Below are 13,039 nucleotides of genomic sequence, written 5' to 3'. Positions count from 1 at the left end.
GCTATAATGACCCGTTATTTAGTACGATAGGTATTAGCTATTGGATACTTTACTTGCCTTAACAGGCTCTGCTTTTTTCTCTTTTGAAGCCAGCTCAACCACTTGTTCTTTTTCTGCGGGTTTAATGTCACCGTTAAACTTACCGCCACGCTCAATGCTCAAATCGTCGGTAAAAATGGTTCCTTTCACCTGACCATTTTCTAAAATTTCTACTGAAGTTGCATGACAAGTACCTTCGATAATGCCATTGACGATCACTTTGCCAGCAAAGATATCACCTGTAACACGTCCAGATTGAGTGACCATTAATGCTTGCTCGACGCTCACTTGTCCAATAACAACGCCGTCAACGTGCATATCACTTTCTAGTTTAAACAGCCCTTCAACTTGGCAGCCTTTAGCAATGAGTGTCGTCGCTGAATGCTTACTCGGTTTACCGTTACTTTGACCAAACAATCCCATCATTTACCTCTTGGTTATGCTATGCAGTGTGAGGCAACCCTAGTCATTAACTTATCAGTCTAGCGACGCTATTTCTGAGCACTTAATCCCTGTCATTGCCATTATTTGAAATATTCACCAAACTAATGTGAATGAAGTGCGATATTTTCCTCTATCCCTGCCTGAGGAACAACTTTTAACGACATCGGAACTGCCAAAAAGTGACGCAAGACCAAAAATGGTAAAACAAAGCCAAACACAACGAGAAAGTAAACAACTTATTTTACAACAATTTAACAACTAAATGTCTTGTTTTAACTGGTATAATGCGTCTTTTAGCGACGGGAATATATGATGCCCTAGGGCAATAACGTCTTTGGTTGGAATCACTAAATCGGGAATTTGCACCATTTGTAGCTGCGCGGCAACACCGGCTCGCACGCCATTATTTGAGTCTTCAAACCCTAAACAATACACGGGATCAATATTTAAGCGCTTGGCCGCCAGCACATAAATCTCAGGGTCGGGTTTTCCATGAGTCACTTCGCAGCCACAAGTGACACTCTCGAAATAATCATACAGGCCCGCAAATTTGAGTTTAATTGGTGCTAGACGCTTATCGGTAGAAGTGGCAACCGCCATGGGAATACCTTTACTTTTAAGCCATTCAAGAAGCTCAATTACGCCTTCTTTGACGGGAATCGCTTGGTGCTCAGACACACTGTGATAATTGTGCATCCACACTTTCCGAAGCTTAGGGTAATCAATATTTTTTGGGTAGCCCGCACGAATAGTACGCTCTATCCCTTGGGCATTTTGTCCTATAATCGCTAAGTATTCAGGCTCTAAAAACTCAATACCCAGCGTATGGCACGCTTTCTCAAAGGCTTGTAAACACACACGCTCGGTATCTAATAGCAGCCCATCCATATCAAAAATTACAGCTTTAAATGTCATCAAGCTTTCTCGCTTTTTTTAGCTAATGATTCGTTCGTTGTTGATTAGTGATGTAATCATGGGCAGCTAACTTATCATAAACCCAGCATGTTGCGAGTTTCGACATCATCGAGTTGTTGAATCACGAGTCACTGAATCTCTATACATCTTGGGCGTTAAGCCTGAAACTCGCTTAAATGCGCGAGAAAAATGCGACAAATTGGCATAGCCTAACTGACTGGAAACATAGGTCAACGAATGCCCCTCTTCGAGTAGTTCACAGGCGACTGATAGCATTAAATTTTCTTTTATTTTTCGAAATGACGTGTTCTCAGCGCTCAGTTTTCTTTGCAAAGTTCTGACTGAATAATCCAGTAGCTCTGCGGCGTACTCAACGGTGAGATCGGTCTCTTTAACGTAAGGTTTTAGCACTTCAAATACGTTGTCAGTAAAACTGGTGTGCCACTCCACCATTGCGGGTTTAGCGCTTAGAGTATCCGAGGAGAGATGAATCGGCTGTTCAAGAATATGAGATGGAATACGGATTGCTTTGTATTCTTGATCGACAAAAAGCTTACACCCTGTAGGCAAGATAGATTGAATGATATCCGTTTCTGTCCCCTGAATTTTAATATTATCTGGTTGCCAACGAGTCTGAGTTAATAAACTGATCAGTTCGATAATATAGAGAATGGCAAACACTTCCGTCCACTGAAAATATTGACGCTCTTTTCCCGCGGACTCAACGCAGAACCAACTCAAACCGTGCTCTTGTTTAAAAAACACATTACTACTGGGTGTGTCTAGGGTAAATATGCTATTGATGTGTGGCAATGCCTCACCAATGGTAGTGTAAGGCTTAAATTGGTGCAGGATATAGGGAAGAATGCGACGTTGGATAGCAAGAGCAATCACCTCGGTAAACTGAGTCGTCCCAAGCTGATTTGAGCTTAAAAAGAGCAGGCGCTTTATCGACTCTGAAGGAATGAAATCACTGTCGGACTGAAAGAGATCCGCAGGCAATCCTGAATCTTCTAATAACTGATGCAGGTCAATGCCATATTCAGTGCACACTTCCACTAAAATTTTTGCGTAGTTCGTCTGCAAAACGGGCACATTAAATGTACTTGAAACCATAAAAATCTCTTTTTATATAACCACTTATACAGCATAGATTGCACGCCTTAAATTACCATATAGCAATAGTAGTCATGTGACTGCATCGCCTTTTATTTATCGATTGTAAGATAACGACTTATCGACAAATCCTGCCAGCAAATGCGCTCCTCTCTCTGTTTACTCATTCAGTTCTTGGCGTAAATTGATAAGCACTCTTGTTAATAACTGTGCATACTTTTTTAACTACCACAGAATAGGATAAATAAAGATGACGGTTTACGTAAAAATCCAAAACATCCGTGAATTACCCACTCATATTGATCTTGCAACCATGATTCAACAGCAGCTCGAAGCTCAGCAGTAATGGTCACAGCCTGTGATGTATCGCATTCTTTTTTAGCGAACAGTGTTCGCCAATCAGTGCATCCATCTTCAAAGCAACTCTGAGTAAGCACTTTGCACGAAAAAGAGTGAAATACCCGCAAATTTATTCCAGTTTAGTGGTGGGATACTCCATCTGTTTCTACACTAAAACTATCGTAATTTCATTTAGTTAAACGAGGAAAGAATGACGTCCAAACCCATAGTGCTGGTTGTTGATGATACACCAAACAATTTGGATGTTCTGACTGGCGTGCTAGAAGATGATTATCAAGTGCGAGTGGCAATTAATGGTCGATTGGCAATCAATATTGCGCAAATGCAGCCACAGCCCGACATCATTTTACTTGATATTATGATGCCAGAGATGGACGGTTATCAGGTTTGCCAAATCCTTAAATCTCAGCCCAATACCGCACGCATTCCGATTATTTTTGTGACCGCTAAAATTGCGCCAGAAGACGAAGTTAAAGGGTTGGAATTAGGGGCTGTCGATTACCTTACAAAACCTGTCACCCCCGCGGTTGCCTTGCGTAGAATTCAAACTCACCTTGCGCTTTATGATCAACAAAAAACGTTGTTTGAAAAAGTAAAAGAGCAAACGAAAGAAATCAACAAAGGTAAATTAGAAACCATACAAAGCCTTGGTCGAGCCGCTGAGTTCAAAGATAATGAGACGGGCATGCACGTTATGCGCATGAGTCATTACTGCTATGTACTGGCGATGGCTTCAGGTATGAGCGATGAAGACGCTGAAACCTTACGTGATGCCGCCCCGATGCATGATGTCGGTAAAATAGGCATTCCAGATGAAGTGCTATTAAAGCCGGGTAAGCTTGATGCAGAAGAATGGAAAATCATGCAAAGCCACGTCAATATCAGCGTAGAAATTCTCGGTCAATACAGTCATTCACAGCTACTAAAAGTGGCCATAGATGTGGCGCAAAACCACCATGAAAAATGGGACGGCACAGGGTATCCAAATCAAGTCTCTGGCACTGATATTCCTTTGGTAGGGCGCATTGCCGCGATCGCCGATGTGTTTGATGCCCTCACCTCTGAGCGTCCCTACAAAAAAGCTTGGACCGTCGAAAAAGCCATCGATCTTATCCGCAGCGAAAAAGGCAAACACTTTGATCCTACGCTAGTGGATCTATTTATTGAAAATCTGGATGCCATTTTGCAATACAAAGAACAATACCAAGACCTGTAGTCATGCACTTGATATAGGGTACACAGTGCAAAAAAACTCAACCTTGCAACAAGGTTGAGTTTTTAACTACACCGGGCATCACGGCCTTAATTGACCCAAGATCGATTTCGATCAGTATGCTTTACGATAACCCGCCTCGTTTAGGAACTCTGTTGCCATAACTGGCTCGTCGGTTTGAAAGATAGTTGCGCCATTGCGATGCCACCATCCCCATACTTCATCCGCTTGACCATCACGAAACGCCAGTTCATCCCCACGTCCACCAGAACGTAATCCAGGAGTATTATTATCGTATAGGGTGTTAATCCACCAATGAGTGTTGTATTTATCACGCAAAGCTAACGCCTCGTCGGTGAAGAAGAACCCACCATCTTGGGTCAAAGAGTTCGGGTAATCATGCCAAGCAAGTAATAAGACCGCGAGGCTAAATGTTTCACTATCACCAATGTGACCAGCATAGCCGCCGAATTAAGACCGCCAAATCAGTGAATTCCTTGGCAAACAGAACAACCTTATGGTGACAAACTCCCATAAAAAATGGCAAGATTTGTCACGAACTACGCAAACTTTACTCGAATGTGATTTACCATGACTGAATTCTTCTCCTACCCTTGCGCTCAACTCGAACTCTCTGACAATGAGAAACTGGTCGTTGACGTGGTTTGGAACAAAAAAACAATCTCACGTGGTGATATTACAGCCCAAGTGCCTTTCACTCAGCAATCCACTCACCGAATTGTCGAATCATTACTTGAAAAACACGTGTTTGTATTGGGTGAGCCTCTCGCAAAGCGCCGAGGCAAACCAAGTCCCTGCGTCTGCATCAATGTGAAGCAATATTATTCTTTAGGTTTAAGTTTTATTAAAAGACGCGGCATTTACATGAGTATTGTGGATCTAAAGGGTAAAACCCTGTTTGAATCACAGTTAGATGTCGATAACCACTACAATGAAAAAACGTTCGAACAGATCTCTGATGCCATTTATGACACCTTGGCAAAAAATAATATTTCAGCCAAACAGCTGCTAGGCATGGGCGTTGCTTTACCAAGCTTTCGCGCAAAAACAGCACAAGGCTCCGAAGCTTTTGAAGCTTTTGGCGAGTGGCCTAAATTGGATTACGCAGCCGAATTTAGCAAACATCTTTCTCTGCCTGTTTGGATCGATAACAGCGCAAACTGCGCTGCCATTGCTGAGCTAATGATGGGGCAAGGAAAGCAGTTTAATAGCTTTTTATACCTCTCATTTGGCTATGGGTATGGTAGTGGGTTGGTATGGCGAAACGAACTCGTTTCTGGCGGACTTGGCAATGCAGGACAAATTGGTCGAACCTTCACCCAAAAGGAGCGCTTACGACGCCCTGCGATGACTAACTTACTGCGCTATCTTGCAGAACAAGATATTGATGTCACCCAAAATTTAGAACACGTAGTAAGCACAAACATGCCATTAGTCGTGAATTGGTACCAAGAAGTTGAGCCAATGCTTGAGCGCTCAATACGCTCTTATTTAGGGGTATTTGATCCCAGCGCAATAGTGATTGGCGGACATGCACCAAGAGCGGTGAAGCAACTGTTTGAGATGTCTATCAATAAAGTGATTGGCGAGCAAATTATGCTTGGCTACCCTACGCCAGAGTTATATCACTCAAACATTGCAGGGGGTGCTGAAGTAAAAGGAGCGTCTCTGCTGCCGATCAAAAAACGCTTAATGAGTACGCCTTAAGCGATTTCTGAGGCGGCCTCAATACGACCTATAGCTGCCAAAAACCCTGCTCGGTGCCGCCTAGAATATAGATAGCAAACTTCCCTTTACTGGGGATTTCCAGTGGTGGCACCGCAATTTCTGCGCCTTGAGCCTGAACATCAGATACCGCTTTTTCAATATCCTCCACAAGCCAGTACGGACGCACAACTGAAGTTTCTGTTTCGCGTAGCGGAGCACGAACACCAACCATGCTGCCGTCAGACAGTACACTCGTTCTTGCACCACCAAGCATTTCATCCGGGGCACTAAAATGGGCATTTTGAGAATGCTCATAGGCTGAACAAACAGACTCTACATCTGCGGTTACGATTTCAAGATAATGTATTTTCATTGCACTTCCTTTAACGGCTGGTTAAGTTCAGCCTTTGATTCTTGCCATTTGATAAACACTCACATACTCACCGTTACGAAAGGCGTAAGCCTTCGACTCCCCTTCAATGCTAAAGCCGAATTTTTTGTATAGATTCAGTGCTCGTTCATTATCCACATACACAGTCAATTCAATTCTTTTTAAATCTAACCAATTATCAGCAAGATCAATAGCAATCGCAAGCAGAGCACTACCGATAAAAACAAAAAAAAACCCAATACACTAAGTGGCATAATATGGTAAAAGCCACCCGCGAATCTAGCCGATACTACGCCTGTTCCGACGACAAACACTTTTAATTGAAACAGGTCATGTAATGAAGAAAATCGCTCTTAAAGTAATTGGATTAACCGTTTTGGCATCAGCACTCACTGGTTGTATTGGTAGCAATGCCATTACAGGGAAGGTAATGAAATTTAACGTTGAAGTTGTTGATAACCGATATGCAAGAGCGGGTGTGAACTTCTTACTCGCACCCGTTTACGGCATTACGACTGCGGCCGACTATGTAGTGTTTAACTCTTTAGAATTCTGGACCGGAAAAAACCCAATTAGTGGTTCACCGCACATCTTTGATTCTAAGGTAGACACTCACTTTGAGGTGAATGACGATTTGGACCCAAGCCTTACCGACGCGCCTATTGGGCCTATCACCCATACTCGAACTATCGATACAGGTGAAATGGTGCAGATTGATGAAAATACCGTGCAAATGGATATCGTGTATCAAAATGGTGATACGGCCGTGTTAACCGGCATCAAAGAAGGCCAAAGTGTGAGCTTCTATATGGATGACACCTTGGTCTCTCAAACCACAATTTCAGAACTTGAAAGCTTCCGCTCATAAGCGTCTTTTCGCTCCCCTTTTTAGGGGAGCATTTACGATTAATTAGCGCCATACAACACCGACGCTCTATTCCGGTTTTAACGGTTTGATAAGCTCAGAGGCCGAGATAAAATCATACCCATTTAGGGCGTTATCCACCTCAACGAGGACCTGCCTTACATCAGCGGGTAAGTTCATCTCTAGTAAGTCTTTGCACTGGGTTTTCGCCTCACTGTTAAAGGCTAAAAGCAATTTATCGAGCTGCTCTACTCCTTGGGTAAAGTCGGCGGTATTGGCTAAACCTTCACTCGTTGTATGGTCAATAATCACAGAGCAAGGATCAGGCGTCTGCTCTGCAAGCAAAGGCGCGATTTCATCAATAACGTTGGCCAACTCAAGAGTAATTTCATCTAATTGGCTCATGATCCGTTCGCTATCTGCTTTTTGTTCCGCTGATGCCTCCAACTCTGAAGCAAGCCACTGCAGTTGCTGTGCACCGATATTGGCGGCATTTGCCTTTAACGTATGTGCAAGGCGTGTGGAGCATTCCCAATCAAGCTCTGACCAAGCATTGTTAAACTGATTTAAAAAATCCCCCTGCCCTTGAGTGAAGCGCAGTAAGATTCGGTGATATAAGTCTTTATTTCCATTGCAGTAGGCAAGCCCTACCGATTGTGAGAGTGTTAAACGCTGTTCAATTGTTTCGCCGGTGCGCCGTTTTGTCGCCGATTCAGTCGTTATCTGTTTCTCTTTTGCAAACCAACGTGTCAGTACTTTGAACATCTCCGCCACATCAATAGGCTTAGAGATATAATCATCCATTCCCGCTTGTAGGGCTTTCTCTTTATCTCCTGACATCGCATTTGCGGTCATCGCTATAATGGGTACAGAAATACCTAATTCACGAAGCTGTTGAGTAGCCGAATATCCATCCATCAAGGGCATTTGTATGTCCATCAAAATGCCATCAAAACCATTTTGCTGTACTTTTTCTATGGCTTGTTTGCCATTACTTGCCACGCACACTTCTATCGACTCAGCTTCAAGCAGGGTAACGGCAATTTCTTGGTTGAGGTCGTTGTCTTCAACCAACAGTAATCGAGTGCCGGATAGCGAGGTTTTAGAGCGTATTTCATCTCCTACGTCTTTAACTGTCGATTCAGACAATGGAGCTTCACTGTCTGTTTGCGGTAAATCAACAATGGCATCAAATAAGCTAGAGGCGGTTAAAGGTTTACGCACCACAAAATCCACAAAGGCATTCTTTTGTAAGACAGTGCTGTCCTCAGTGACACTGGCAGCGACCATTAAGCAGATATTTAACGGCTTATTATTAATGGCTTTAAGTTGCTGACTGGTTTCCACACCATCAAGTTGTGGCATGTCATAGTCAATAATGGCTAAGTCAAATCGCCCCCCTTCTTTCGTGCCAATCTCTAGCGCCTGTGAACCACTGCTAGCAACCGACACATTCGCCCCCAAACTTTTGATCAAATCACGAATCACGCCAAGCGCGACGGGGTTATCATCCACCACCAGCACTTTCATACCATATAAACCATAACGCTCTTTGTTATCGGGCTTACTGTGGTTTACGCCAACCCAAATATCAAAGGTAAAACAACTGCCGTGATCTGGCGTGCTGGTGGCACTAATGCTCCCTTCCATGAGTTCGACTAACTTGCTAGAGATACTCAAACCAAGCCCTGTCCCACCATATTTTCGAGTAGTAGAGGCATCAGCCTGAGAAAAAGACTGAAACAGTTGTGCCTGTTGTTTCGGCGTCATACCTATGCCGGTATCTTGCACTGAAAATTGCAGTTGGCAACGATTGCCTTGCCACGTAAGCAGCTTCACGGAAATCAAAATCTCCCCTGAATGGGTAAATTTCACCGCATTGGATCCTAAATTGAGTAATACCTGATTTAAACGTAGTGGATCCCCTTCAATCTCTTTAGGTATGTCAGGATCAACATCAAATAGTAACTCTAATTTTTTCTCTTCTACTTTAAGTGACAGGACATCCGCTAAACTTTCTAAGGTATTATCGAGGTTAAAATTGACTCTTTCGACCACTAATTTGCCGGCTTCAATCTTAGAAAAATCAAGAATATCGTTGATGATCCTCAGCAATGACTCAGCTGCGCCATTGGCTTTGCTGATATAGTTGCGCGCTTTATCGTTCAGCTCGGTTTGCAGTGCCAGATAGGACATGCCGATAATGGCATTCATCGGCGTTCTAATTTCATGGCTCATATTGGCCAAGAAGTTTGACTTGGCATTGCTTGCCTCTTTCATCGCATTTGCGGCGCTAATCAGCGAGGTAATATCCTGAATCGAAATAAGAGTAAATCGCCCACTAGACAACAAAATAGGCGTTAACATCACCTTAAGGTAAACCAGTTCACCAGCGGACGAATTTAAGGTCAGCTGTTGATCCTTGAGTAGCTCAATAGGCTCATCCTTTAACCAAAACTGATCCATGGCTGTTTTCACCTGCTTTTCTATTTCCGGTGAAAATAACTGCGCAAAACTGCTGTTTAGTAACTCTTGCTCTGATTTTTCAAGTAACTGACTGGCCGCTAGGTTGACTTGAATGATCTCCCCTTTGTCATCTTCCATCAAAATAGCCGATGGCGCTTCTTGCATCATCGCTTTAGTATTTTTCTCAGAAATAGAGAGCAGCTCTTGGTTTTGTTCTAGTTCTGAGGTTCTCTTTTGCACCAGATCTTCAAGCTCAGATTTAGAACGCTGTGAAAGTAAATACGAACGACGGCCGACAAACATCATAAATGCCGCGATAGCAATAATGACTATTAGGGCAATGATCAAAAGTCCCAACAACACTTCTCGAGTGGCGTAATAATCACTGAGCACCTCATCCATATCGATTTGCGCCACGATGCCTATCTCGATATCAGGGATCCAACGCCATGATCCCATCACTGGTTTACCTAGATAATCTTGGTAATTTTCAAGGTTGGTGTCGTTTTCTACATCTAGAGGGTGTTGGGAAAAGGTCTGCTCTAATAACTTAGCATCCATACGAATGGACAGAATGGAGGTCAAATTATCACCAAGTATGCCATCTTCTAACAGCTTAGATTCAAAACGATTTCGGCTGAGCATGACCCCATCTCGACTAATAGCAAACTGCTCACCAGTGCGTCCGATATTAGAAATGCGGAACAGGTTAGAAAAACCTTCTCTTGGGTCAATCCCTAGTGCAAACACCGCGACCACTCGCCCTGAGCTATTGGCAATAGGACTAAGCAAAAACATAGCGGCTTCCGGAGCAGACTCAATATCTCCTGTTAACGTACGCACCTGAGTTCGAACGGGAGGCACAAGCACGACTTCACCATCCCATACTCGTGCCAACAATTCAGGGGTTTGTTTCTGCAATAGGTTTTGCTTGCCCAGCTCGCTGTCTCGATCAGAAGCAATGGTGATATTCCCCTCACCAATCACATAAAATCCTGAGTTAGATGACAATAATGCTCTGTCGTGTACGAATTGACGCACCTTAGCTAAAACGGGGGTTTCACGTAGTAATGCACCGCGCTCCGCTTCATCCTCAGTAATTGCCGATAGCTGCCCCATGATCTCAGAAAGAATGGAAAACTCCGGTGTTAATATCAACTTCACTAAAGCTCGTTTTTCGGCCACCCACTCATAGAGCAGGTTTTTCGCTCCATCTTGAGCAAGATCGAGCTGAATTTGGTAGTTTTCTATTTCACTTTGTTTAAGAGTATTAAGCGCCAACGAGATAGAGACGATAAACGCAATACAGATAGATGCCGTCAGACTAATAAAAATCTTGATTTGATTGGCAGAGCCAAAGAACTCATGAAATAGCTTTCTTTTTTGTAGCCAAACCGTCCATATCAATACAAATAGGACAATGGAAGCGAACATGATAAAGAAAGTCCAGCGCATCTTCTCAACTCGCCACACAGACGCATCGTGATCGATCGTTTCTTCAAACAGTTGATCGGAAGCGCCCAGTTGATTGGAGTACCATTTACTGCGCATTTCCTCCAATTTAGCCGCACCAATTTGTTTTAAGCCCCAGTTGATCAGCTCAACCAACTCAGGAGCATCTTTACGAATACACACCGTACTGACATCAGGAAGCGTATTGGCAAAAGGAATAAACTGCACCGAATCTAGGCTACCGACCTTAGCCCAATAATGCATACTCGATTGATACGCTAAAAACACATTGATCGAACCGTTTGCAACCAAATTTACGGACTGTTCATTATCAAGAGTATAAGTAAGCTGAACCCTATCTAGGGCGGACTTAATGTGATTTTGTAGTGCACTTCCTTGTATCGTGCCGACAATGGTTGAGCTGTTCCAATTATGAATATCGGCAAGCTGCGGCGAGTCTTTATTAATTAAGAAACCAGGCGCCTGCATTGCGATGGGTTCTGAGAATAAAAACGTACTCTCACGTTCATGGGTGCGACTGCATACCGCGAGAATATCTGTCTGGCCTTGCTCTAGCGCCACTAGCTGTTGGTTCCAGTTACGCGTATTGTCCGCAATAAAGCGCACCGGAAGCACTCTGTCTAATGCGGCATACAAATCACTGGCAAAACCGCTGTGTAAGCCTTGTGCATTAATAAAATCATCGGGGTGCAAATCAAATGAAGGGCTGTATCTGACTACGGGATGTTTTTCTATCCACTGCCTCAAATGCAAAGGGAGCGGCGTACTTACGACGGTTCTTGCCGCGTTCGTCTGAGGCTCATTTTCCTGCGTATCAGAGAGGGTAGAGAACGAAAAAACGAGTCCAATTACTAAAATAACCCATTGAATGTATTTTGCCACAGACAGTCCTTGTACAGAGCTTTTTCGCGAAGCGCTCTTTTATCCATAATGCCACTCAGTACAGCTTAGTTCAAAATCAGAAAAACATGCGCTTTCATGTTAATTTTCAAAGGTTTGCTACACTAATAAAACATGGATTTGTCTTGCAACGATCAAAGAGGATTATCGGGTGACATGGACGCGAGCAAGGTTTCAATTTTCGACATTGGGGTTATGTATCGTGACGTTAACACTGACGTCGATATTAATGCTCAGTTTTCCCGTCAATGCCAAGGCCAATGCCAAGGCCACACAAGCAACTCCCGAGCCTGTTATTATTCGTATGGCGCCAAAGCAATCCGATGAAGATGTCTCACACAGCTATTTGGTGTCACTGTTAGAGTTAGCCATTAAAGAGACGGAGCATGACTTTGGTCCAGCCAAATTAGACTTTATGCCCATACAGTTAGGGCAAAATTTGGTGCTGCCTCTATTGGATATCGAAGGCATTTTAGATACGGTTGCCTCAGCGCCCACCCGCCAGCGGGAAATTCAATTTCGCGCCGCCCGCTTCCCTTTATTAATGGGGCTACTCGGTTACCGCATGATGCTCATTCGACCAGAAGATGAAGCGAAATTTCTAGCAATAAGCCGCCCTGAACAACTAAAAGTACTCAAAGCCTGCCAAGGCTCCTCTTGGCCTGACTCCGCTATTCTCGAAGAACAAGGGTACAACGTCATTCGGGTAGAGAAGTTTGAAACTATGTTCGATTACCTGCACAGCGGGCGCTGTGATTACTTTCCTCGTGCGATAACCGAAGGGTACGGAGAATTAGACGCCTACAACTCGGCCAACCCCGATAAGCCTTTGCTGGCTTTTGATAAAGTGTTATTGCACTACACGGTGCCGCTATTCTTCTTTACCAGCCATAAGAACTTTCTGCTGGCTTATCGCATAGAGACAGGGCTTATCCGCGCCAATGAAAAAGGGTTGGTAGAGCAACTGATGCGAAGCCACCCCGTCACAAAGTCTGCCTATCCTTTGCAAAAGTGGCAAAGCTCTGTCGTATTTGAAGTGGCAAACCCTCACTTACTCAAAACCATCCCTATTGAGCACAAACAGTATTGGCAGTCATTGCCCACACGTAAAATGCAATAAAAAGACCTT

At 43.7% G+C, this 13,039-nt stretch carries 10 protein-coding genes and 1 pseudogene; 4 read left to right on the top strand and 7 right to left on the bottom strand.

The features are described from left to right. Positions 1 to 33 precede the first annotated feature (33 nt). From VEZ01S_RS12925 to VEZ01S_RS12915, 3 genes are all read right to left on the bottom strand, one after another. Positions 34 to 465, bottom strand: a complete 432-nt coding sequence (locus VEZ01S_RS12925) for a bactofilin family protein (protein WP_235868468.1) — start codon at positions 463 to 465, stop codon at positions 34 to 36. Positions 466 to 741: 276 nt separating this feature from the next. Next, positions 742 to 1,398, bottom strand: a complete 657-nt coding sequence (locus VEZ01S_RS12920) for an HAD family hydrolase (RefSeq protein WP_021714491.1) — start codon at positions 1,396 to 1,398, stop codon at positions 742 to 744. 105 nt (positions 1,399 to 1,503) lie between these two features. Further along, positions 1,504 to 2,514: a helix-turn-helix transcriptional regulator gene (locus VEZ01S_RS12915; protein ID WP_021714490.1), complete on the bottom strand. Its 1,011-nt coding sequence runs from the start codon at positions 2,512 to 2,514 to the stop codon at positions 1,504 to 1,506. 550 nt (positions 2,515 to 3,064) lie between these two features. On the opposite strand from VEZ01S_RS12915, the gene VEZ01S_RS12910 reads away from it, so the two are divergent. Further along, positions 3,065 to 4,090 carry an HD-GYP domain-containing protein gene (locus VEZ01S_RS12910; RefSeq protein WP_021714489.1) on the top strand — a complete coding sequence of 342 codons (1,026 nt, stop codon included), beginning with the start codon at positions 3,065 to 3,067 and terminating at the stop codon, positions 4,088 to 4,090. Between the two features lie 111 nt (positions 4,091 to 4,201). Here VEZ01S_RS12910 and VEZ01S_RS12905 read toward each other — a convergent pair whose 3' ends face one another. Beyond that, on the bottom strand, positions 4,202 to 4,471 hold the full coding sequence (locus tag VEZ01S_RS12905) for a hypothetical protein (RefSeq protein WP_040890908.1): 270 nt from the start codon (positions 4,469 to 4,471) through the stop codon (positions 4,202 to 4,204). Positions 4,472 to 4,678: 207 nt separating this feature from the next. On the opposite strand from VEZ01S_RS12905, the gene VEZ01S_RS12900 reads away from it, so the two are divergent. Next, positions 4,679 to 5,815: an ROK family protein gene (locus VEZ01S_RS12900; RefSeq protein WP_021714487.1), complete on the top strand. Its 1,137-nt coding sequence runs from the start codon at positions 4,679 to 4,681 to the stop codon at positions 5,813 to 5,815. A 28-nt stretch (positions 5,816 to 5,843) separates the two neighbouring features. On the opposite strand, the gene VEZ01S_RS12895 is transcribed toward VEZ01S_RS12900, so the two are convergent. Continuing rightward, positions 5,844 to 6,188: a VOC family protein gene (locus VEZ01S_RS12895; RefSeq protein ID WP_021714486.1), complete on the bottom strand. Its 345-nt coding sequence runs from the start codon at positions 6,186 to 6,188 to the stop codon at positions 5,844 to 5,846. 27 nt (positions 6,189 to 6,215) lie between these two features. Continuing rightward, a pseudogene (locus VEZ01S_RS12890) lies at positions 6,216 to 6,425 on the bottom strand (GNAT family N-acetyltransferase); the annotation flags it as partial. A 118-nt stretch (positions 6,426 to 6,543) separates the two neighbouring features. On the opposite strand from VEZ01S_RS12890, the gene VEZ01S_RS12885 reads away from it, so the two are divergent. Next, positions 6,544 to 7,074 (top strand): DUF3332 domain-containing protein, encoded by a 531-nt coding sequence (locus tag VEZ01S_RS12885; RefSeq protein WP_021714485.1) that lies wholly within the window; start codon positions 6,544 to 6,546, stop codon positions 7,072 to 7,074. 66 nt (positions 7,075 to 7,140) lie between these two features. On the opposite strand, the gene VEZ01S_RS16415 is transcribed toward VEZ01S_RS12885, so the two are convergent. Next, a complete protein-coding gene (locus VEZ01S_RS16415) occupies positions 7,141 to 11,892 on the bottom strand; it encodes a response regulator (protein ID WP_021714484.1) in 4,752 nt (1,583 codons plus the stop codon). A gap of 169 nt (positions 11,893 to 12,061) precedes the next feature. Here VEZ01S_RS16415 and VEZ01S_RS12875 point away from each other — a divergent pair, with 169 nt between their 5' ends. Beyond that, positions 12,062 to 13,030, top strand: a complete 969-nt coding sequence (locus VEZ01S_RS12875; protein ID WP_156896022.1) for a hypothetical protein — start codon at positions 12,062 to 12,064, stop codon at positions 13,028 to 13,030. The last annotated feature ends 9 nt before the right edge of the window (positions 13,031 to 13,039 follow it).

Origin of the sequence: Vibrio ezurae NBRC 102218 (genome assembly GCF_000467185.1) — a bacterium.
Lineage (GTDB): Bacteria > Pseudomonadota > Gammaproteobacteria > Enterobacterales > Vibrionaceae > Vibrio > Vibrio ezurae.
The sequence above is the reverse complement of the archived record's forward strand: the minus strand, read 5'-3'. Positions and strand labels throughout refer to the sequence as shown.

What these genes read in the sequence shown, in the direction of transcription:
- VEZ01S_RS12925 (WP_235868468.1), bottom strand. Translation starts at nt 465, where the DNA reads ATGATGGGATTGTTTGGTCAAAGTAACGGTAAACCGAGTAAGCATTCA.
- VEZ01S_RS12920 (WP_021714491.1), bottom strand. Translation starts at nt 1,398, where the DNA reads ATGACATTTAAAGCTGTAATTTTTGATATGGATGGGCTGCTATTAGAT.
- VEZ01S_RS12915 (WP_021714490.1), bottom strand. Translation starts at nt 2,514, where the DNA reads ATGGTTTCAAGTACATTTAATGTGCCCGTTTTGCAGACGAACTACGCA.
- VEZ01S_RS12910 (WP_021714489.1), top strand. Translation starts at nt 3,065, where the DNA reads ATGACGTCCAAACCCATAGTGCTGGTTGTTGATGATACACCAAACAAT.
- VEZ01S_RS12900 (WP_021714487.1), top strand. Translation starts at nt 4,679, where the DNA reads ATGACTGAATTCTTCTCCTACCCTTGCGCTCAACTCGAACTCTCTGAC.
- VEZ01S_RS12895 (WP_021714486.1), bottom strand. Translation starts at nt 6,188, where the DNA reads ATGAAAATACATTATCTTGAAATCGTAACCGCAGATGTAGAGTCTGTT.
- VEZ01S_RS12885 (WP_021714485.1), top strand. Translation starts at nt 6,544, where the DNA reads ATGAAGAAAATCGCTCTTAAAGTAATTGGATTAACCGTTTTGGCATCA.